The organism is Mesorhizobium sp. ArgA1, assembly GCF_053714375.1.
Map to the genome: position 1 here is coordinate 48060 of NZ_JBSKBQ010000005.1, position 20595 is coordinate 68654.

Genomic DNA, 20595 nt, shown 5'->3' on the forward strand with positions numbered 1-20595 from the left:
AGCACCTGAACCCCTCGTCCATCCACATGAAAAAGCCGGCGCGACCCTTGGGAACGCGCCGGCTTCGATGATTGGATCAGGTCTTAGCGCGACACGAAGCAGTTGCCGCCGGCAGCCTTGTAGCTGGTGCACAGATTGATCGCATCGTTGCGCGACTGCGCCGGGACGCGGACGCGGTAGAAAGTGCCCTTGCCAGCGATCTCCGCCTTGACGATGTTGGCGGTGCGACCAGCGAGCACACTGCCATAGCGGCGCTGCAGGTCCGCATAGTTGGCCTGGGCGCTTTCGACCGTCGGCTGCGAAGCAATCTGCATCGACCACGAACCGCCTGTTGTCGCGGCCGTCGCCGGAATGGAGGCAACCTGGTCGGGCTTGACCTCACCGACCACGTCGACCGGCTGATCGGACGGGCGCTGCGGCGCCACGGCAACCATCTGCGGCGTGTTGGCGGACTGCGTCTCAACCTTCGGTGCAGCCGCCGGCTTCACCGGCTTGACCGGCTTGGCGGTTTCGGCACCAGCCTGGTCGCCATTTGCCTGATCGGCGGCCGGCGCCACGGTGCCGGTTTGCTCGGCATCGGCCGACGGGGCGACATGCTGCGGCGCCGGGTCAAGCGGCTCGGCCGCCGCAATTTGCGGTGCGGCCGGCGTCGGATCCTCACGTGCCACCAGCGAGCCGTCGGGCTTGACCACCATGGTCCGCACCTTGCGCGGGGCAACGGCCACCGTATCGGGGTTCTTGTCGGCTTCCTGCAGAACCTGCGCGATGCGGTCCTCGGACTTGGGTGCCGGTGCCGCGGCCGCGTCGGGATTGCCTGCAGCATCGGGGTTGCCGGCGGCGTCGGTGCCCGGGGCAGCATCGGTATCGTCGGGTGAAAGATCGACGACGCGGCTTTCCGGTTCCTGCGCCTTCACATCGACCGGCTCTTCGGTGTTGGTGACCAGCTTCTCCTGCACCGGCTCGGCCGGCTTGGTGCCCTTGGCGACCGCGTCATAGACCTTGTTGTCCTGGTTCGGCACCACGGCGCCGCCGGGATTTTCCGGCTTGACCTTGATCGGGGTGTTGTCGGCCTTGACGATCACCGGAGCGTCGCTGCCACCCTTGCCGCCGAACGACAGGGCAAAGGCGCCCAGACCGCCGGCAATAGCCACCGCGGCAACGACCCCGGCGACCAGCAGGCCGCTCCTGCGCGGCCTTGCAGCTTCCTGCTCGGCCGGGCCTGGCAACGCCATCGCCTCGTCCAGATCCGGATCATAGTCGAGTTCGTCGACCGCGAAATCGTCAGCCTGCGAAACCGGCCGGCTGCCCGGCAGATCGTCCACGGCGAAGCCGCCAGCAGCACCAGCATAGGAAGGTTGCGCTGCGGCCACAGGCGCTTCTGCCGACCGCGCCGCATAGGCGCGCTGGTCGAGCTCGTGGCCAGAACTGAAGCCGGAGCTGTAGGAATCGTCGTCATAAGCGGCGCTGCGCGTGGCCGCAGGCGGTGGCGCCGCTTCCACCGCATTCATGTCGGTGAGCAGACCGGCGAATTCCGCGTCGATATCGTCGTAGGCCGCCGGCTCGTCTTCCTGGAAGCTGAGCTCGGGAATGTCGAGGTCGTCGGCGATCGCCACCACACGCTCCGGCACATCGACCGTCTCGACATCCGGCATCTCGTCATAAGCCGAAAGCGGCGCCTGGCGCGTTGGCGCCGGCGCCACAGAGGCAGCCGCGACCGGCTGGTCGCGATAGGTTGGCGCTGCCGCCGGCGGCATCGAAGGCTTTTCTGCAAACGAAGCTTGAGGCTGCGCTGCAAACGAAGGTTGCGGCTGCACTGAGAAAGAAGGGTTGGCGGGGGTCGGGGTCACGCGGCTCCACGAACGCGCCGGCTCCGGCGGCGTCGAGCGCCAGTCGCCAGTAACAGGTGTGGCTGTGTCGTCATCACCGAGATCGATGCCCTTGGCCAAGGCCGCATCGAAGGCATGATCGTCGAACTCGATCTCGGGCTCCTGCCCCTCGAGTTCCCCCGCAAGCAGATCACCGAAATCGGCATCGTTCTGGGCCGCGGCGGCCTGAGGAGCCTGCGCAGGGGCGTGTTCGTCCAGATCCCAATCGAGATTATCGGCGGGAGCCGCCGGAGCCGGAGCGGACCGCTGCACCGGCACGACAGGCTCATAGGCTCTTGTGGGCTCGATGACTGGCGCCGGCCGTGGTGTGCTCATCGCGCCAAGCAGCGCGTTAAGTTCATCTTCCAAAGTCCGCTCGTCAGCGGCCGGCGTCGCCTCAACGACGGGCGCCACAACAGCGGGCGCCACATAAGCGCGTACGTCCGGGGCTGGCTGCACCGGAGCGGCGGCGACCTCGGCAACCGGCTCTTGGTCGGCAACCGCATCGTCGATGCTCAGATCGAAATCGTCGAACGCCTCATGTTCAGCCTCATGGGAAGGGCCGGCCTCCGCAGTCCAGGCCGGCGTCTCATCGGCTTCCGGCGGATCCATCTCAACCGGCGCGCTGGCCTCGATATCACTGACATCCAGATCGCGCTCTTCCGGATCCTCGGCTTCAACAGGCTGAGCTTCGAAAGCCTGAGGCTCGAAATCCTGGGCGGCGAAATCCATGTCGACATCGGCCATTGCGTCTTCGAAATGACCGGCAAAGCCCTCATCGGCAACCGCGTGGTCGCCGGCGTCGACGACATGAACCGGGGCCTCGGCTTCCGGAGCGGCATACTGCTCCTGCGCCGGCACATGACTGTCCAGCGTCAATTCGTCTTCCAGCGACAGCGAGACGGCATTGTCGAAATCATCGTCGAATGCGACGTCGTCGGCAGGCGCGGCAACTTCGGCGACACCAGAGCCATGGGCGACATCATCCGTCTCATCGTCATCGAGCAACAATCCCTGATCGAGCGACGCGGCAAGCTCGTCGTCCGTCGGAAGATCGTCTTCGAGCGGTGACAAGTTCTCCAGCGAACTGGCAATGGCAGTGTCGAAATCGTCATCGAATGCGGGTTCGTCGAATGCGGGCTGGGCGGCAGCCGTCACAGCCTGCGGGAGAACGCCAAAATCATGATCGGCGGCATCGTCGAAGACGAAATCATGGTCCAGCGAAGCGGCGAGCGCATCGTCCATCGCGGCATCGGCGGTTTCGAAAGCCGGCTCGCGAATCTCAGCGGCAGGCTGGTGAACCTCGGGGGCTGGCTGGCTAACCTCCATGGCTGGCTGGCTAACCTCCATGGCTGGCTGGCTAACCTCCATGGATGCGAGGTCGTCGCCGAACTCGCCCATCAACTCCTTCTCGAGGTCGATGTCGAAATCACCCTCGTCCGCAGCCTTCTCGACGGCTGGCGCCTGTGGCTTGACCGGCTGGCGCGGATCGAAACCCATGATCCTGGTCAGTTCCGCGAACGGATCATCCTGGTCGATGTCGTTGTTGTCGGCTGCTCTCAGCTGGGTTCTGTCTGCCATTATTGTTCCCGAACTCGCACTCATTCGGACGCCATGGACGTCGCGTAGGGTTGGCCCTTACCAGCGCAATGTGGGCAAATGGTGACAGGTGTTTTAGTCAAACCTAACGCATTTCGGTGGGCGCATCAGCCCCAATCAGCGTCAGGCCGGAGGTCAAAACATCCGAAACAGCCTGCACCAGCCCTAGTCTGGCATGCGTCAATTGTCGGTCGTTAACCTTAACAAAACGTAAGTCTGGATTCTCGGTGCCCCGATTCCAGTGCCCATGGAAGCTGGAGGCGAGATCGTAGAGGTAGAATGCCAGCCGGTGCGGCTCCAGCGCAAGAGCCGCCGATTCAATCAGCCGGGGATATTCAGCCAGCTTCCGGATCAGCCCGATCTCGCCCTCATCGGTAAGCGACGCCGAGGCGGCGGCCAGGCTCTTGCGGTCGAAATTGGCCTCGCCCAGTTGCTCGCTCGCCTGCCGGAACACCGAATGGCAGCGCGCCGAGGCGTACTGCACGTAAAACACCGGATTGTCCTTCGACTGCTCCGTCACCTTGGCGAAGTCGAAGTCGAGCGGCGCATCGCTCTTGCGGTAGAGCATCATGAAGCGGATCGCGTCTCGGCCCACTTCCTCCACCACTTCGCGCAGTGTGACGAAGTCGCCCGAGCGCTTCGACATCCGAACCGGTTCGCCATCGCGAAACAGCTTCACCAGATTGCACAGCAGCACCGTCAGCTGGAGCTTCAGATCATCACCGGCAATCGCCCGCGCCAAGGCTTCCAGCCGTTTGACATAGCCGCCATGGTCGGCGCCTAGCACATAGATCAGGTCGACAAAGCCGCGATCGACCTTGTCCTTGAGATAGGCGACGTCGGCGGCGAAATAGGTGAACAAGCCGTCGGACTTGACCAGCGCCCGATCCATGTCGTCGCCAACTGCGGTCGACCGAAACAAAGTCTGCTCGCGATCTTCCCAGTCGTCCGGCTTTTCGCCCTTGGGCGGCGGCAGCTTGCCCTTGTAGATATGGCCCTTCAGCGTCAGATCGTTGATCGCCGAGCGGATTTTCCTGGCATTGTCGGCATGCAGCGTGCGCTCGGAGAAGAACACATCGTGATGCACGTTGAGCAGCGCCAGATCCGAGCGGATCATCGCCATCATCGCATCGATGGTGCGGTCCTTGACGATGGCCAGCGCCTCGTCATCCGGCATCTGCAACAGCTTGCGGCCGAATTCAGCAACCAGAGCCTCGCCGACCGGAACCAGATAATCGCCAGGGTAGAGACCGGCCGGTATCTCGCCAATGTCGTCGCCGAGCGCTTCGCGGTAGCGCAGGAAGGCCGAACGCCCGAGCACGTCGATCTGCGAGCCGGCGTCGTTGATGATGTATTCCTTGGTCACGTCGTAGCCGGCGAAGGCCATCAGATTGGCCAGAGTGTCGCCGACCACCGCACCCCGGCAATGGCCGACATGCATCGGCCCTGTCGGGTTGGCCGAGACATATTCGACATTGGTCTTGCGGCCACCACCGATGGTCGAGCGGCCATAGTTGCGGCCCTGCCCGAGCAGCGCGGTCAGATGCGTCTGCCAAAAGGCGTCCTTCAGCCGGAGATTGACGAAGCCGGGGCCGGCGACGTCGGCCCCGGCAACATCGGCGTCAGCGCGCAGCACCTCCACCAGCCGTTCGGCCAGCGCGCGCGGGTTCTGCCCGGTGGGCTTGGCCAGAACCATCGCCGCATTGGTGGCGAGATCGCCATGGCTGGCGTCGCGCGGCGGCTCGACGGCGATCCGCGACAGGTCGGGCGTAGCGCCATTACTGTCTTTCAAATCAAGCGCTTCGACGGCTTTTGTGATTCGCGCGCTGAAATCGGCGAAGATGTTCATGGGTCTTGCTCTGGCGGACTGTGCAGGAGAACCGGCTCGTTGGCCGGCAAATCGCGCCCGCCCTAGCTTAAATCGGGCGTATGGTCAAACAGACGGCGGTGTTCCTTCAAGGCGTAGGTGTCGGTCATCCCCGCCAGGAAATCGGCAACGCTGCGCGCCTTGATACGGTCTTCGGCCCGGTCGAGCCCCTCACGCCAGCCATCCGGCATGGCGCGTGGATCGGCGAAATAGACGTCGAACAGGTCGCGCACGATCTGCTCGGCATCGCCGCGCACGCGCATCACCTCGTCGTGCCGGTAGAGGTGCTTGTAGAGAAACGCCTTCAATTCCTTCTCGCTCGCCGCCATCCCGGCGGAAAACGTCACCATCGTCTCGCCCGCCGCCCGCACCGCTTCAGCGCTGTCAGGCTTGATGCGCTCCAAATTGGCTGTGGTCGAAACGATGACGTCCTCGACCATCATCGTGATCTGCCGGCGCATCAGCTCATGGCCGGTGCGCACATCGTCAAGGCCGGGATAGCGCGCACGCACGCCCGCGAGGATCGATCCCGGCAGGGTAACCTCCTCCAGCATGTCCAGCGTCAGGAAGCCGGAGCGCAGGCCGTCATCTATGTCATGGGTATTGTAGGCAATGTCGTCGGCGATCGCCGCGCACTGCGCCTCGATACCGGCGAAACGGTCGAGTTCGAGGTCGTGCAGCTGCGAATAATCCCGGATCGCCTGCGGCACCTGGCCCTTGAGGCCTTTTCCCTTGGCGTCGGTCAGCGGGCCATTGTGCTTGACCAGGCCTTCCAGCGTTTCCCAGGTCAGGTTCAGCCCGTCGAACTCGGCATAGCGCCGCTCCAGCCGCGTTACCACGCGCAGCGACTGGGCATTGTGGTCGAAGCCGCCCCATTCGGTCATTCGCTCGTTCAGCGCGTCCTCGCCGGTATGGCCGAACGGCGTGTGGCCGAAATCGTGGACCAGGGCGACCGCCTCGGCCAGATCCTCATCACCGCGCAGCGCCCGCGCCAGAGCGCGCGCAATCTGCGCCACCTCGATCGAATGCGTCAGCCGGGTGCGATAGTGGTCGCCTTCATGCGCCACGAACACCTGTGTCTTGTGCTTCAGCCGGCGGAACGCTGTGGAATGGATGATCCGGTCGCGGTCGCGCTGGAACGGCGTGCGCGTCGGGCTTTCGACCTCGTCATAGAGCCGCCCGCGCGACTTGGCGGGATCGCTGGCATAGGCCGCGCGCGGCCGATAGCCGAACCCAATGTCGCCAAGCTCATTTGTCATGGCCGATGCCGCCGCAGTTGACTTGCCCCTTCCCGCTTCATACCTATCATGTGAAACCGAAAGCAAGGTGACGCCCATGGGCGCTGATGCCAAGACTGCCATGAAAGTCGAAATGACCGAGTCCGCCGCCAGGCGGATCGCGAAAATCGTCTCTGGCGAAGCCGGCAAGACGGCCCTGCGCGTCTCCGTCGAGGGCGGCGGCTGCTCCGGCTTTTCCTACAAGTTCGATCTGGTCGACACGCGCAATGACGATGACGTCGCAATCGAGAAGGACGGCGCCACCGTGCTGATCGACGATCTGTCGCTGGTCTATATGGGAGGCTCGGTCATCGACTTCGTCGACGATCTGATGGGCCAGTCGTTCCAGATCCGCAATCCCAATGCAGTCGCCTCCTGCGGCTGCGGCACCAGTTTCTCCATCTAGTCAGATGCCTGCCATCGGCGCGGTCCGTCAGGTCGCCCTGTCGGCCGGGCGCGATCTCGATGTCACGCTGGCATTCTGGCGCGATGTGCTCGGCCTGGGAGTTCACGCCCGATACGATCCGCCCGGCATGGCCTTTATTATGGCCGGCGACGTGCGCCTGCTGTTCACCGATGGCGTGCCGGCAGGAACCGTCTATCTCGATATTGCAGGCCTCGAAACCTTCCATGCCGAGGCGAAAGCATCCGGCGTTCCCTTCACGGCACCGCCTACGCTCGTCCACAACGATGCCGAAGGCACGTTCGGTCCAGCGGGGGAAAGCGAGTGGATGGCCTTTCTAAAGGACCCGGCAGGCAATACGATCGGACTTGTCGAACGTCTCCCGCCTGAACATTCCCTGAGGCCGCCATGAAAATCGTCACCTGGAACATCAACGGCGTTCGCGCCCGCATCGGCAACCTCACTCATTGGCTGACTGAGAGCCAGCCCGATATCGTCTGCCTGCAGGAGATCAAGACGGTCGATGAGCAGTTCCCGCGCGCCGAGATCGAGGCGCTGGGCTACAATGTCGAAACCCATGGCCAGAAGGGTTTCAATGGCGTCGCTCTGCTGTCGAAGCTGCCCTTCGACGAAGTCATCCGAGGCTTGCCGGGCGACGTCGCGGATGAGCAGGCGCGCTTCATCGAGGGCGTGTTCTCGACCGATCAGGGCGCGCTGCGCGTCGCCTCGCTCTATCTGCCGAACGGCAATCCGATCGATGACGAGAAGAAATTCCCCTACAAGCTGTCGTGGATGGACCGGCTGCATCGCTGGGCCGAGCAGCGCCTGCTTCTGGAAGAGGCGCTGGTGCTCGCCGGTGACTACAATGTCATCCCCGAGCCGATCGACGCACGCTTCCCCGAGAACTGGCTGGGCGATGCGCTGTTCCAGCCGCAGACCCGGCAGGCCTTCCGCCGACTGAAGAACCTCGGCTTCACCGAGGCGGTGCGCGCTGTCACCGACGCGGTCGATGTCTACACCTTCTGGGATTATCAGGCCGGCGCCTGGCAGAAGAACAACGGCATTCGCATCGACCATCTGCTGTTGTCGCCCGAAGCCGCCAACCGCTTTTCCTCGGCCTCGATCGAAAAGCACGTGCGCGCCTGGGAAAAACCCTCCGACCATGTGCCGGTGGCGATCGATCTGGCGCTGCAGCCGGCCTGAGATCAGCCGAAACCCTGATATCGCCACAATCGCGCCATTCAGTCGGACATCAGCATGGCGGCTGGGGTTCCATGACCATACGATTCCTTCTTTGTCCGATCGGCTTGGCATTTGCCATGGCTGCACCTGCAGCCGCTTTGGCCGACCAGCAGTGCCTGGCCAATGGCAAGTCCTACCAGGTAGGCCAAGTCGCTTGCCTGACGGTTTCCGACCAGAGCCATATGGCCCGCTGCGATCTGGTGCTCAACAACACCTCATGGACGAAGATCGGCGACACCTGCCCTGACAGCACGATGAAGCCTCACTTGCGCGTCACGCCAATCTCAATGCCGGTACGCAGAGCGGTGCCGACCGAGCCGATCGAGAACTGATTTTCCGATTGTTTTGAGGCGGGCAACCTTACTGGTCGCCGCCGCCCTTGGTCAGGATGTCGTCAGCCAGCGATATGGCGGTGCGGCGGTCGGCTTCGCCGGCGGCGGCAAACGCCTCTTCCTGCATGCCGCGGATCCACGGCTGGTCGGCCGGCGAGGCGCGTTCGAGCGCGGCCGTCATCATGGCCAGCCCGCGCACGATCTTGCCGCTCTGAAACAGAAGATTGCCAAGCGTCGCCTGGGCGCCGGCATGGCCTTTTTCGGCGGCGAGCTGGAACCAGCGGCCGGCCTGCTTGACGCTGGCCTTCACGCCGCCCTCGCCCTTCAGGAACATCTGGCCCATCTCGAACTGGGCGTTCGGATTGCGGTAGTTGGCGGCTGCGCGCATGTAATATTCCTGCGCCGCGACCTCGTTTTCCTCGACCGGGCTGCCGGGAATGCCTGTCCTGAGATAGTCGCCCAGCGCCACCAGCGCGTCGGAGACATAGCTTTCCTCCGGCGACCCCGGCTCGACATCCTGGTCGACGATCTCGGAGAAGAATTTGAAGGCCGCATAGTCATCGCGGGTCACGCCGTCGCCTTCGGCATACATGCGCGCGAGCTTCCAGGTGGCGCCGATCTGGCCGTTCTCGGCGGCGTATTTATACGCCTCGACCGCCTGTTCCTTGTGGCCGCTCTTGTAGGCGGAAAAGCCGAACTGGAACACGGCCCACGGGCTCGATTGCGGCTTCACGCCGGTCTTGTCGTCGAACACCTTGTCGTCGAAGGCCATGGCCTGGCCCACGGCGCCAAAGATCGCAACAGCGACCAGTGCCGGAAGGACAGACGACCTCAACAACTCAGATATCCGCATAGCAATGTGTTTCTTTGGCACCGCCGGGATGGGTGACCGCGCCGTCGCGGGCGGGGCCCACCGTCTGTGCGTATTTCCAGATCGCGCCCGACTGATAATCGGTCGTGCGCGCCTTCCAGGTCTTCGCCCTCGTTGCCAGTTCAGCCTCGGACAGATCGACCTCGATCGTGCCTTTGGTTGCATCGATCGAGATCACATCGCCGTCTTTCAACAGTCCGATCGGGCCGCCAACGGCAGCTTCAGGTCCGACATGGCCGATGCAGAAGCCCCGCGTCGCGCCCGAAAAACGGCCGTCGGTGATGAGGGCCACCTTGCCGCCCATGCCCTGGCCGTAGAGAGCCGCCGTCGTCGACAGCATCTCGCGCATGCCCGGGCCGCCGCGCGGACCTTCGTAACGGATGACGAGAACCTCGCCTTCCCGGTAGTTGCGGTGCGTGACCGCCTCGAAACATTCCTCTTCCGAATCGAAACAGCGTGCCGGGCCTGAGAATTTCAGCTCCGTCATGCCCGCGACCTTCACGATCGCACCCTCGGGGGCAAGGTTACCCTTCAAGCCCACGACACCGCCGGTTTGGGTGATTGGTCGGTTGGCGGGACGGACCACATCCTGGCTATCATTCCAGACAACGTGCTCCATGTTTTCGGCCAAAGTACGGCCGGTCACGGTCAGGCAGTCGCCATGCAGGTAGCCGTGGTCGAGCAGCGTTTTCATCAACAGCGGAATGCCGCCGGCCTCGAACATGTCCTTGGCGACATATTTCCCGCCCGGCTTGAGGTCGGCGATGTAGGGAGTCTTCTCGAAAATCGCCGCGACGTCGAACAGGTCGAACTTGATGCCTGCCTCATGCGCGATGGCCGGCAGGTGCAAAGCCGCATTGGTCGAGCCGCCGGTGGCCGAGACCACCGTCGCCGCGTTCTCCAGCGCCCTCAGCGTGACAATGTCGCGCGGCCGGATATTCTTGGCGACCAGCTCCATGATCTTTTCGCCGGAAGCGAAATTGAAGCGGTCGCGCATCTCGTAAGGCGCTGGCGCGCCGCAGGAATAGGGCAGCGCCAGGCCGATCGCCTCGGCGACAGTGGCCATGGTGTTGGCGGTGAACTGGGCGCCGCAGGAGCCGGCCGACGGACAGGCGGCCTGTTCGATCTCGAGCAGCTCGGCATCGCTGACCGCTCCGACCGAGTGCTGGCCGACCGCCTCGAACACATCCTGCACGGTGATCTGGCGGCCGCGATAGCTGCCGGGCAGGATCGAGCCGCCATAGATGAATATCGATGGCACATTGAGCCGAACCATGGCCATCATCATGCCGGGCAACGACTTGTCGCAGCCGGCAAGGCCGACCAGCGCATCATAGCAATGGCCGCGCATGGTGAGTTCGACCGAATCGGCAATCACGTCGCGCGACACCAGCGACGACTTCATGCCCTGGTGGCCCATGGCGATGCCGTCGGTGACGGTGATGGTGCAGAATTCGCGCGGCGTGCCGTTGGCGGCCGCGACGCCCTTCTTGACCACTTGTGCCTGTCGCATCAGCGAGATGTTGCAGGGCGCGGCTTCGTTCCAGCAGGAGGCGACACCGACCAGCGGCTGCGCGATCTCGGCCGCCGACAGGCCCATGGCATAGAGATAGGAACGGTGCGGCGCACGCGCCGGACCGACGGTCACATGGCGGCTAGGCAGCTTGGCCTTGGAAATGACTCTGGCGTCCATACTCTTCCTTGCCGCGGGCGGTGCGGCCTGCCTCATCGCCGAGCCTTCTGGCGCGTGTCCCGAGACAAATTCGAGGTGCGCCGGGTTTATGGCGGGAAATGGGCAATTGGGTCAGGAGGAACCGTAGCGCGGGGGTTGTTCAGAAACTGTTGCCAAAACGTCACAATCGCGAGAGGGGGCATTAGTGCGGTTTATGTGCAACGCAGCTTGGATGACGGAGGCATCGGCAGTGCCAATCCAAAAGAAAAAGGCCGGGCATTGCCCGGCCTTTTCATTCGACTTTCCAGAGGCTTAGAACTTGATCTTGAGGCCGCCCGAAATCGCCGTGACCAGATCGTTGCCGAAGTCGTAGCTGACTTCCTCGCCTGCCACATAGCCGTTTTCGCCATTCACTGTTCCCGAATGGCCGCTGGTCAGCACGCCGATCGCACCGGCCAGACGAACCTCTATGTTGGGCTTGGGCGTGTAGGCGACGCCGCCGCCGACTGTCCAGGTATCGGTCTGCGAGCCATAGCCGTGAGAGGTGCCGCGATCCCAGGAAAGCTGGCCGGCCGCACTCCAGTCATCGTTGAACTTGTGGCCAATGCCGCCGGTGACGGTCCAGCCGTCACGATACATCAGGTCCAGCGAGGTGATCTGGGCTGAATGCAGGGCATCACCGGTAACGCACAGCGCAGAGGGAGTGCCCTGGACGCAAATCGGAACACTCTGCAGCAGACTCCAGTTGACCCACTTGAGCGAGCCGAAGGCGAGCCAGCCGGGCGCAATGCCCGACTGCAACTTCAATTCGACCGTGTCCGGCATGTACTCCGTCGCGCCGTAGATCGGCAGCACGACAAGGCCAACATGCGTCAAGTCCAGCGTGCCCGAGATGTTGTCGAGCTTGACCCGCGAATTGTAGACGAGGCTGGCGCGCAGCGCGATTTCTGGGATTTCATAGGCAAGGCCGGCGCGCCAGCCCCAGCCGGTCCCCTTGAGATCAACACGACCGGTTCCCTGGAAACCCGGCACCAGCGGTGACACCAGGTCTTCCTTGAAGCCATAGACTTCCTGGTAATAGACGCCGCCTATGAAGCGAACCTGGCCTTTGCCGGCATCCATCTTGTAAGAACAAGTGCCGGCGTAGTTGTTGCTCTTGATGTCCGTTTCCATGTTGGACTCGGCGCCGGCCCACAGACCCGGATTTGTGTGCGCGCCCCACGGCTGGGAATAGTCGAACATGCAGTCGACCCCCTTGACGACCTCGGCCTTGACGCCGATTCGCGGCACCCAGTAGCTCTTGCTGTCTTTCGCAGTGCTGCCCAGGAATGTAAGATTGCCGTCACTCGGATCGGTATCGACCGCGTTCTTGAGCTTGCGCTCTGGCATTACATAAGTCGCCTCGGCTTCCGTGGCGAACGGAGCTGGATCAAACAGAAGGTCTATGTCGTAGCCACCGCGCTCGATGCCGCCGGCATGCACGGAACCGATCAAGCCCAGCGAAAAACACCCCGCCCCCAGCAGTGTTTTCAAACGCAAATTGTTCATGGATGTCCTCCCCGAATACGAGTGCGTCAAGCTAGAACCAATTCAGGTTAACGGTGCAACAATGAAATCACATAGCGTACACGTACACTCTTGCGGACCGCATTTCGAACACAGAGGCGGCCTGGCCAGCAGGTCCAAAAATGGCCATTTGGGAGGCACATTAGGAAAGAAATCAGAAAGAAACGCTTAAAACGGCACGAAATCCGGCTGTTTTGCCGGCATTCCTCCCGATTGTTACATTATGGCAACAATGGGGCTGAAACTTTCCGTTTACGTCAATATTAACGCAACGGAATGCCTGTTTATTGGGCAAAAGAGCCGTCGCGAAACGCTTGTCGGCGCCTCGCGAATCCGGTGCTCAACCGGCGTCGCGCACCCTGGTCAACGCCACCGAAAGCTTCTCCTGCTGATCGCGGTATTCGTCGAGTTTTTCGCGCTCGGCTGCGACGATCTCTTCCGGCGCGCTGGCGACGAATCGTTCGTTCGACAGTTTCTTGTGCAGCCGCGCGATTTCCTCGGTCACCTTGGCCAGTTCCTTCTGCAGCCGCGCCGCCTCGGCGGAGAGATCGATCAGGCTGCCGAGCGGCAAGCAGATCGTCGCCTCGTTGAGCACGATCTGGGCCGAGCCCTTGGGTGCGGCGTCCTGCGGCGAGATATCGCCGACCCGCGCCAGCCGCTTGATGGCGGAAGCATGGCGTTCCAGTCTCTGGTGGGTCTCGGCGCTGGCGCCGACCACCACCAGCGGCGCGATCGCCGCCGGTGGCACGTTCATCTCCGAGCGCACGGAGCGGATGCCGGAGACGAGGTCGACCAGCCAGTTGATGTCGGCGGCTGCATCGGCGTCCTCGAAGTCCGGTGACGGCCAGGCGGCGTGGCAAAGCAGCGAGTCGCGCGTCCTGCCCTCGCCTGCCGTCTGCGCCCACAATTCCTCGGTCATGAACGGCATCATCGGGTGAAGCAGCTTGTAGATTTCGTCGAGCACGAAGGCGACGCAGGCGCGGCTTTCCGCCTTGGCCGCCTCGTCGGTGCCCATGAACACCGGCTTCAGGAGTTCCAGATACCAGTCGCAGAACAGGTTCCAGACGAAGCGGTAGGCCGCGCCCGCAGCTTCATTGAAGCGGTATGAGGTGATGCCCTCGGTAATCGCGTGCGACGCCCTGGTCAGCTCTGTCAGGATCCAGCGGTTGACCGGCAGCTTGGCGTCGTTCAGCCAGAAATCATCATTGCGCGCAACCTCGTTCATCTCGGCAAAGCGCGTCGCGTTCCACAGCTTGGTGCCGAAATTGCGGTAGCCGGCAATGCGCGCCGGATCAAGCTTCACATCGCGCCCTTGTGCGGCCATCACCGTCAGCGTGAAGCGCAGCGCGTCGGCGCCAAACTCGTCGATGAGGTCGAGCGGATCGATGACGTTGCCTTTCGACTTCGACATCTTCTGCCCGTTCTTGTCGCGCACCAGCGCGTGCACATAGACGGTGTGGAACGGCTCCTCGTGCATGAAGTGCAGGCCCATCATCATCATTCGGGCGACCCAGAAGAAGATGATGTCGAAGCCGGTCACCAGCACATCGGTCTGGTAGTAGGTCTTCAGCTCGGGCGTGTGGTCCGGCCAGCCCAGCGTCGAGAACGGCCACAGCGCCGAGGAGAACCAGGTGTCGAGCACATCCTCGTCGCGGGTCAGGATTTCGCCCGGCTCGAAATTCTCGAGCTTTTCCTCGACCCAGGCCTTCCAAGGCCCTTCCAGCGCCAGGTAATATTCGATAGCGGCGCCCAGCGCCTCTTCCTCGGTCTTCTCGACGAAGACGCGCCCGTCCGGCCCGTACCAGGCCGGGATCTGGTGACCCCACCACAGCTGGCGCGAAATGCACCAGGGCTGGATGTTCTCCATCCAGTCGAAATAGGTCTTTTCCCAGTTCTTCGGCACGAAGCGGGTAGCGCCCTCGCGCACCGAGGCAATCGCCGGCTTGGCGAGTTCGGCGGCGTTGGCATACCACTGTTCGGTCAGGAACGGCTCGATCGGCACGCCGCCGCGGTCGCCATGCGGCACCGCGTGGCGATGCGGTTCGACCTTGTCGAGGAAGCCGCCGGCCTCCATCAGCTCGACAACCTTCTTGCGCGCGACGAAACGGTCGAGGCCGTCGAGCTCATTCCAGACGGCCTGGCGCTCCGGCGTCACCTCAAGACCGGCGAGGAAGTCCTCATTATCCCTCAGTTTAATGGCGGCCTCGACGGTCAGGATGTTGATTGCCGGCAGCTTGTGGCGCTTGCCGACCTCGAAATCGTTGAAGTCGTGCGCCGGCGTGATCTTGACCGCGCCGGAGCCTTTTTCCGGATCGGAGTACTCGTCCGCCACGACTGGGATTTTCCGGCCGACGATCGGCAGCACGACATTCCTGCCGACCAGATGCCGGTAGCGTTCGTCATCGGGATGCACGGCAACCGCCGTGTCGCCCAGCATCGTCTCCGGGCGTGTCGTCGCCACGGTGATAAAGGTCGCAGGGTTTTCCGGATCGTACGTCTCGCCTTCGACGGGATAGCGGAAATGCCAGAGGTTGCCGTTGACCTCCTGCTGCTCGACCTCCAGATCGGAGATCGCCGTCAAGAGCTTGGGGTCCCAGTTCACAAGGCGCTTGTCCTTGTAGATCAGCCTTTGTTTGTAGAGCGTGACGAACACTTCGAGCACGGCCTTCGACAGGCCCTCATCCATGGTGAAGCGTTCGCGCGACCAGTCGGCCGAGGCGCCGAGCCGCTTCAACTGGTTGAAAATGGCGCCGCCGGACTCGGCCTTCCACTCCCAGACCTTTTCGATGAACTGTTCACGGGTGAGATCGCGGCGATGGATCTGCTTTTCCATCAACTGGCGTTCGACCACCATCTGCGTGGCGATACCGGCATGGTCCATGCCCGGCTGCCACAGCACGTTCTTGCCGCGCATGCGCTCGAAGCGCACGAGGATGTCCTGCAGCGTGTTGTTGAGCGCATGGCCCATATGCAGCGAGCCGGTGACGTTGGGCGGCGGGATGACGATGGTGAAGGCTTCCGCCCCCTCCTCGGCGCCGGCGCCGGCGCGAAATGCGTCCGCCTCTTCCCAGATTTTGGCGATCTTCGGCTCGACGGTCTTGGCGTCGTAGGTCTTTTCAAGCATGGGAAAGTGGTCCGCGCTGTCGGGAGTTTGCTGGTCCGGTGTAAATCGGAAGGTTTTGGCCAAGTCAACCGCAGGCGGCCAACGGTACCAGCCATTAGATAGGGCGGCATGGATCGAGGCAACAGGTCCGGGTGCCGCCTTGGCCACAAGGCCAGGCTCTAGCTAAACCGCAACGAAAAAGCGCCGCCCAAGGGCGGCGCTTTGATCCGGAAAAGGTTGCGATCCCTACTGCGCGCCGCGCGCGACGCGCTCGATTTCCTCGCGCACCAGGCGCTCGACCAGCGTCGGCAGGTTATTGTCCAGCCAATCCTGCAGCATCGGCCGCAGCATCTCCTCGGCCATCTCGTCGAAGGTCTTCTTGCTGCGGCTGGCAAAGGCGTCGGAGAGCTCGCCGAAGGCCGCGGCGACCTGTCGTCCTGTGTGTTCCGAAACGATCGCCGGGCGAACCGGCATTGCATCTGCCTGGTGCGCCTGCTCGCTGCGCGAAGGACTATGCTCGAAAGTCGGCTCGGTCGCGAGATCGTCCTCGAAAGCCTCGATCTCGGCTGCTGCAGCCTGCAGCTCCCCGGTCTCTTGCGGCTTGATTTCTTGCGGCCCGATTTCCAGCGGTGTGCCCGCTTCGGCGGGCTTTGCCTGGCTGCCGACGGCGGCAATTTCGCGCCGCCAATCGGTAACAATCGAATCGGTGGTTTCCGCCTTCGGCCGGGCCGGCGCTTCTGCTTTGCCCGCCGGAGCAGACTCGCTGGCGATTCTGGCGCTCACTTCCGCCAGGGTCATCGGTGCATGCGCGGGGGGCGCGACGGTCGCAGGAGCAGGATTTGCCGGCGTGGCGGGCTTCACCGGAGCAGGCTCGGAGCGCGGCTCCAGCCGCGTCACCACAGGTTCGGCCAGTTGGGCCTGCACCTCGGCCAGCGTCACCGGCTTCTTGCTTTCGGCCGCGCTGTGCAGCTCGCTGCGGAAGGCTTCGACATCCGAGGCCGGCCCGGCGGCGGGCGCAAGGTCCTGGCGCAACTCATCGGCGTCACCCGGCTGTTTGCGGCCGGTGTCGCTGTCTTCGATGATCCTCCTGATGGAAGCCAGTATTTCTTCCATGGAAGGTTCGCGCTGCGCGCTGCTTGCCGTCGCCATCGTCACATCCGCCGCCCCGCGCATGCCCCCGAAAATCGGTTCGATTTTCGGACAGAATCATGCGCAAAATCCAAGTACTACAGCGTCCTTGCGCGTCCAATCGGACGCGCGGCGCTGTAGTGACCCGTTCCGAGATTCCCTGTCCGGCAAAGCCGGGCACGAATCATGGCGACAGCGTAGCCGACGGATCGCCATCCGAGAATCCCCAATCTCGGGAGACGCGGGATTTCAACAATTTAGACATGGCCGAACCGAAAACCTTCTTTCGGAACCGATCATGTCGGTACAAAAGGATAGCGCAGCGCATCCCTATGATGCGCGGCACTCCAATGCTTCAATCCGAGCGGGATTTGAACCGCCTAAGCGCGGTCAGCGGCCATCCGGCGTGCGCAGGCCGATCCACTTGTCCTTGACGGCTCTGTAGTGCTCTTCAGGCTTGTACTTCACCACATTCAACGCCAGGCGCTCGACCGACAGACGGCCCATGGCCGAAAGGATGGCGTAGCTCGCGACCACCACATCGCGCTCGGAGCTGGCGAGGTCGATCTTGGCCGAGATGACGGCGTTCTGGGCGTTCAACACGTCGAGTGTGGTACGCTGGCCGACATTGCGCTCTTCGATGACGCCGTTGAGTGCCAGCTGCGCGGCGGCGATCACCTGCCGGTTGGCGTCAACGCTTTCCTGCGCAGAGGTGTATTGCGTCCATGCCGACGTCACCGCCTGGCGCACCTGGTCGCGGCTGACATCGACTTCAATGCGGGCCTGGCTGAGCGATTCCTTCGACTGGCGGACCAGGGCCGAGGTGCGGCCGCCCGAATAGATCGGAATGGTCAGTGTCGCACCGATGTTGGCGGAACGGGTGGTGCCATTCTGTGACGTCAAGGTTTCCGGCGAGTTCTTGGAGTAGTCGTCCGAAACGCCGGCGGAAGCGGAAAGCTGCGGCAGCAGAGCGCCTTCGTGCGACTTCACTTGAAATGCGGCTGCGTCGACCAGATGCTCGGTAGAAAGAATGGCCGGATGTTCGGTCGCCGCGATGTCGATCGCCGCATCGAGACTCCTCGGCAAAAGCTTCGCCAATGGGGACGCCGCCTTGAGCTTGCCCGGATCGTCGCCGACGATCTGGCGGTAGGTTGCGGCGCTGGCCAGCGCCTGTGCGCGGGCAGCACTCAACTGCGCCACCGCGGCCGAGCGCGAGGCGTCGGCCTGCGCCACGTCGGTGCGCGTGCCTTCGCCGACCTCGAAGCGCGAGCGCGCCGCGCGCGCCTGCTCGGTCAGGAACTGCAAGTTCTGTTCCGTGAGCACCGCCACCTGACGGTCATGGATGACATCCATGTAGGCGCTTGCCGCGTTGAACAACGTATTCTCTTCGGTGTTGCGCAGGCTCTCGACCGACGCCTTGACCTGCGCCTCGGCTGCCGCGACGTTGTTCTTGGTCTGAAACCCGTCAAACAGCATCTGATTGATGGCGACGCCGAAGCTCCCTGTGGTCAGACGAGTGCCGGCGTTTGAACCGTTGAGGTGCCGGCTGGCGTAGCCGACGTCCGCACTCCCGGTAATGACCGGCCTGTATCCCGACTTGGCGATCGCCACGCCCTCATCGGTGACGCGCACGCCGGCACGGGCGGAGTTCAGCGAGGAATTGTTCTGGTAGGCCTTGGAAAGCGCGCCGAGGATGGTTTCCGCCGAGGCGGCTATCGGCGACAGCGCTGTCGCGGAAATAAGGACGGTAGCAAACAAGCTCTTGGCTAAGGACGGCACTTTAAATCCCTCATTCGTTCTGCACGGGAACCACGCCACGCCAGCCCATCCCAAGGGATCAGCCAGCGCCGCGTCGATATATCGTTCCCCCGCTGACGGCCTCCCGAAACACCGGTTAACCAAATCAGCAACGATTGTCCAATCGCAAGCCAACATGACAGCGTCTTTGCTGCAAGGCAAAATCACTTAGAATTCGAACGCGTGAATGCGTTCAAATCCCGGTAGTGGCTTAATTGCCGCATTAAATGCCCGTCTTCCGGTTACAACCCCCCCTGCTTTGAAAAAAAGCCGGGCCACACCCGCATTGCCCTGCCCTTCGACAACCACCAGACGGCCGCCTTCGGCGAGCTGGCCTAGCAGTGCCGCCGGCACTTCCTCGACGCTGCCGCCAACGAGAATCACGTTGTATGGCGCCTTGGCGGCATGACCTTGGGGCAGCGGCCCGGTGACCACGGCGACATTGTCGCAGCCCTGCGCCGAGAGCGCGGCCCTGGCCGTTTCTGCCAATCCGGTATCGCTTTCCAGCGCAATAACGGATTTTGCCAGTCTGGACAGCAGCGCCGCGGAGTAGCCGGTGCCGCAACCGACATCGAGCACCGAATCGCCGGCGCTGATCTCGGCCAGTTGCAAAAGCTTGGCCAGCGGCGAAGGCTCCATGAGGTAGCGCGCACCGCTGCCATCGCCGCCGTCGGAGATGCGGATATCCTCGTCAATATAGGCAAGAACCTGTTGCGTTGCCCCGACAAAAGCCTCGCGCGGAACCGCAAGCATGGCATCGAGCAATGCTGCGTCGGTCACATCGGTGGTGCGTACCTGGCCGTCGACCATCTTGACGCGAAGTTCGGAGAAATCAGCGCTCATGTCCCAACCAATCCGTCAAAAACCAATGCGCTGCAACGCGCTCGCCGCGCCAACACTGCGGCGCATTCGACCGGAACTCAAGCCCCCGCCGCGCGGGAGCTGAAGCAACTGGAGGCCTCGCCCGGAATCGAACCGGGGTGCAAGGATTTGCAGTCCTCTGCGTAACCACTCCGCCACGAGGCCTCGTCGCTCCCGGCGAGCGAACTCAATATGGTGGCGACGAAAGGTCGTCAAGCGTTCGTGCAGCATTCCGGCGCGCTTTCCGCGTCAGCCTCCCTAGCGTGGTTCCCGAGCGGTTTAACCGCTTGGCGGAGCGGTATATTAGCGGCCCACTAAGCACGACTGCCTGGCAGGCGAAACTCCCACCTGCACCTTACGTAGCGGGAGATGGAGGTAGCCCATGCCAAGGCCGCGGCAGACTGGAAAACAGCGTTCGCGCAGATTGTCGCTGTTGCGCTGCGAATAGGTTGTGCGATATGCGCTCGACCGCCTCTCCATCGAGGGAGCAACCCGGCTTTCGCCGCACGATCGCGCGCGACTGGCTTCCGCCGCCGCCGTCCTCAAGGAAATCTGCGAGGGGCTGGAAAGGCGCAGCGGCCGCTGAGCGGACCCCCATCGCTTTTCAGTTCGGTCGGCGCCGCCGTTCCCACCAGACGACGAACCGCCGCCGCTGACGGCGCACCGCAGAAAATTCGTAGGAAAGCACCAAAAGGCCGAGCGGAATCATCCAGAAGCCGAGAATCGGCAGGAAGCCGAGAATGCCGAAAAACACCAGGACGATACCGATGGCGATCCTGAGGCCCCGTGAGCGCGGCATGGTGAACTCGCGGCCGAACACCGAGATTTTGCGCGCCGGTGCCTGGTTTTCGCCTGCTGTAGTCATGTCGAAAGTCGATCCGGTTGCCGTCAGTAAAGCCATACGTCGTAAAGGCTGCCATCACCTTTTGGTTCCGCCGACCAAGGCCAGGCGGCAGTCCAGACGGCTCATATGTGGTGTTCTCAGGCGATTGCCACAAACCATTGCATGAAA

15 protein-coding genes and 1 tRNA gene are annotated in these 20595 nt (G+C 63.0%); 4 read left to right on the plus strand and 12 right to left on the minus strand.

The annotated features are described in order from the left end of the window. Positions 1 to 83 precede the first annotated feature (83 nt). The 3 genes from ACWGTI_RS14495 to ACWGTI_RS14505 all read right to left on the minus strand — a co-directional run bounded on the left by ACWGTI_RS14495 (position 84) and on the right by ACWGTI_RS14505 (position 6590). On the minus strand, positions 84 to 3446 hold the full coding sequence (locus ACWGTI_RS14495; RefSeq protein WP_454587748.1) for an SPOR domain-containing protein: 3363 nt from the start codon (positions 3444 to 3446) through the stop codon (positions 84 to 86). Between the two features lie 103 nt (positions 3447 to 3549). Further along, positions 3550 to 5313, minus strand: coding sequence for an arginine--tRNA ligase (argS, locus tag ACWGTI_RS14500; protein WP_454587749.1), 1764 nt, complete (start codon positions 5311 to 5313; stop codon positions 3550 to 3552). 62 nt (positions 5314 to 5375) lie between these two features. Further along, positions 5376 to 6590 carry a deoxyguanosinetriphosphate triphosphohydrolase gene (locus ACWGTI_RS14505; protein WP_454587750.1) on the minus strand — a complete coding sequence of 405 codons (1215 nt, stop codon included), beginning with the start codon at positions 6588 to 6590 and terminating at the stop codon, positions 5376 to 5378. Between the two features lie 76 nt (positions 6591 to 6666). Between ACWGTI_RS14505 and erpA the strand changes: the two genes are divergently transcribed. The 4 genes from erpA (at position 6667) to ACWGTI_RS14525 (ending at position 8585) form a co-directional block, all read left to right on the plus strand. Further along, complete coding sequence (gene erpA / locus ACWGTI_RS14510; protein WP_027050337.1) at positions 6667 to 7014, plus strand: iron-sulfur cluster insertion protein ErpA; 348 nt, start codon at positions 6667 to 6669, stop codon at positions 7012 to 7014. A 4-nt stretch (positions 7015 to 7018) separates the two neighbouring features. Continuing rightward, positions 7019 to 7423, plus strand: coding sequence for a VOC family protein (locus tag ACWGTI_RS14515; protein WP_454587751.1), 405 nt, complete (start codon positions 7019 to 7021; stop codon positions 7421 to 7423). After that, on the plus strand, positions 7420 to 8214 hold the full coding sequence (gene xth, locus ACWGTI_RS14520) for an exodeoxyribonuclease III (protein ID WP_454587752.1): 795 nt from the start codon (positions 7420 to 7422) through the stop codon (positions 8212 to 8214). The genes ACWGTI_RS14515 and xth overlap by 4 nt, the downstream gene beginning before the upstream one ends. A gap of 116 nt (positions 8215 to 8330) precedes the next feature. Next, complete coding sequence (locus ACWGTI_RS14525; protein WP_454587753.1) at positions 8331 to 8585, plus strand: hypothetical protein; 255 nt, start codon at positions 8331 to 8333, stop codon at positions 8583 to 8585. 28 nt (positions 8586 to 8613) lie between these two features. Here ACWGTI_RS14525 and ACWGTI_RS14530 read toward each other — a convergent pair whose 3' ends face one another. The 9 genes from ACWGTI_RS14530 to ACWGTI_RS14570 form a co-directional block, all read right to left on the minus strand. Continuing rightward, positions 8614 to 9438: a tetratricopeptide repeat protein gene (locus ACWGTI_RS14530; RefSeq protein WP_112564806.1), complete on the minus strand. Its 825-nt coding sequence runs from the start codon at positions 9436 to 9438 to the stop codon at positions 8614 to 8616. Continuing rightward, entirely contained in the window at positions 9425 to 11149 is a 1725-nt protein-coding gene (gene ilvD, locus ACWGTI_RS14535; RefSeq protein WP_454587754.1) for a dihydroxy-acid dehydratase, read from the minus strand. Before ilvD ends, ACWGTI_RS14530 begins: the two co-directional genes overlap by 14 nt. 291 nt (positions 11150 to 11440) lie before the next feature. Continuing rightward, positions 11441 to 12676 (minus strand): outer membrane protein transport protein, encoded by a 1236-nt coding sequence (locus tag ACWGTI_RS14540; RefSeq protein WP_454574226.1) that lies wholly within the window; start codon positions 12674 to 12676, stop codon positions 11441 to 11443. 358 nt (positions 12677 to 13034) lie between these two features. Next, positions 13035 to 15818: a valine--tRNA ligase gene (locus tag ACWGTI_RS14545; RefSeq protein ID WP_454587755.1), complete on the minus strand. Its 2784-nt coding sequence runs from the start codon at positions 15816 to 15818 to the stop codon at positions 13035 to 13037. A 225-nt stretch (positions 15819 to 16043) separates the two neighbouring features. Beyond that, positions 16044 to 16946, minus strand: a complete 903-nt coding sequence (locus ACWGTI_RS14550) for a PopZ family protein (protein WP_454587756.1) — start codon at positions 16944 to 16946, stop codon at positions 16044 to 16046. Positions 16947 to 17315: 369 nt separating this feature from the next. Continuing rightward, entirely contained in the window at positions 17316 to 18704 is a 1389-nt protein-coding gene (locus tag ACWGTI_RS14555) for a TolC family outer membrane protein (RefSeq protein ID WP_454587757.1), read from the minus strand. 186 nt (positions 18705 to 18890) lie between these two features. Continuing rightward, the gene (locus tag ACWGTI_RS14560; RefSeq protein WP_454587758.1) at positions 18891 to 19565 is read right to left on the minus strand and encodes a protein-L-isoaspartate O-methyltransferase family protein; all 675 of its coding nucleotides are present in this window, start codon (positions 19563 to 19565) and stop codon (positions 18891 to 18893) included. A gap of 109 nt (positions 19566 to 19674) precedes the next feature. Further along, positions 19675 to 19748 (minus strand) — tRNA-Cys (locus tag ACWGTI_RS14565). A gap of 439 nt (positions 19749 to 20187) precedes the next feature. Next, the gene (locus tag ACWGTI_RS14570) at positions 20188 to 20448 is read right to left on the minus strand and encodes a hypothetical protein (RefSeq protein WP_454587759.1); all 261 of its coding nucleotides are present in this window, start codon (positions 20446 to 20448) and stop codon (positions 20188 to 20190) included. Positions 20449 to 20595 lie beyond the last annotated feature (147 nt).

What these genes read in the sequence shown, in the direction of transcription:
- ACWGTI_RS14495 (WP_454587748.1), bottom strand. Translation starts at nt 3,446, where the DNA reads ATGGCAGACAGAACCCAGCTGAGAGCAGCCGACAACAACGACATCGAC.
- argS (WP_454587749.1), bottom strand. Translation starts at nt 5,313, where the DNA reads ATGAACATCTTCGCCGATTTCAGCGCGCGAATCACAAAAGCCGTCGAA.
- ACWGTI_RS14505 (WP_454587750.1), bottom strand. Translation starts at nt 6,590, where the DNA reads ATGACAAATGAGCTTGGCGACATTGGGTTCGGCTATCGGCCGCGCGCG.
- erpA (WP_027050337.1), top strand. Translation starts at nt 6,667, where the DNA reads ATGGGCGCTGATGCCAAGACTGCCATGAAAGTCGAAATGACCGAGTCC.
- ACWGTI_RS14515 (WP_454587751.1), top strand. Translation starts at nt 7,019, where the DNA reads ATGCCTGCCATCGGCGCGGTCCGTCAGGTCGCCCTGTCGGCCGGGCGC.
- xth (WP_454587752.1), top strand. Translation starts at nt 7,420, where the DNA reads ATGAAAATCGTCACCTGGAACATCAACGGCGTTCGCGCCCGCATCGGC.
- ACWGTI_RS14525 (WP_454587753.1), top strand. Translation starts at nt 8,331, where the DNA reads ATGGCTGCACCTGCAGCCGCTTTGGCCGACCAGCAGTGCCTGGCCAAT.
- ACWGTI_RS14530 (WP_112564806.1), bottom strand. Translation starts at nt 9,438, where the DNA reads ATGCGGATATCTGAGTTGTTGAGGTCGTCTGTCCTTCCGGCACTGGTC.
- ilvD (WP_454587754.1), bottom strand. Translation starts at nt 11,149, where the DNA reads ATGGACGCCAGAGTCATTTCCAAGGCCAAGCTGCCTAGCCGCCATGTG.
- ACWGTI_RS14540 (WP_454574226.1), bottom strand. Translation starts at nt 12,676, where the DNA reads ATGAACAATTTGCGTTTGAAAACACTGCTGGGGGCGGGGTGTTTTTCG.
- ACWGTI_RS14545 (WP_454587755.1), bottom strand. Translation starts at nt 15,818, where the DNA reads ATGCTTGAAAAGACCTACGACGCCAAGACCGTCGAGCCGAAGATCGCC.
- ACWGTI_RS14550 (WP_454587756.1), bottom strand. Translation starts at nt 16,946, where the DNA reads ATGGCGACGGCAAGCAGCGCGCAGCGCGAACCTTCCATGGAAGAAATA.
- ACWGTI_RS14560 (WP_454587758.1), bottom strand. Translation starts at nt 19,565, where the DNA reads ATGAGCGCTGATTTCTCCGAACTTCGCGTCAAGATGGTCGACGGCCAG.
- ACWGTI_RS14570 (WP_454587759.1), bottom strand. Translation starts at nt 20,448, where the DNA reads ATGACTACAGCAGGCGAAAACCAGGCACCGGCGCGCAAAATCTCGGTG.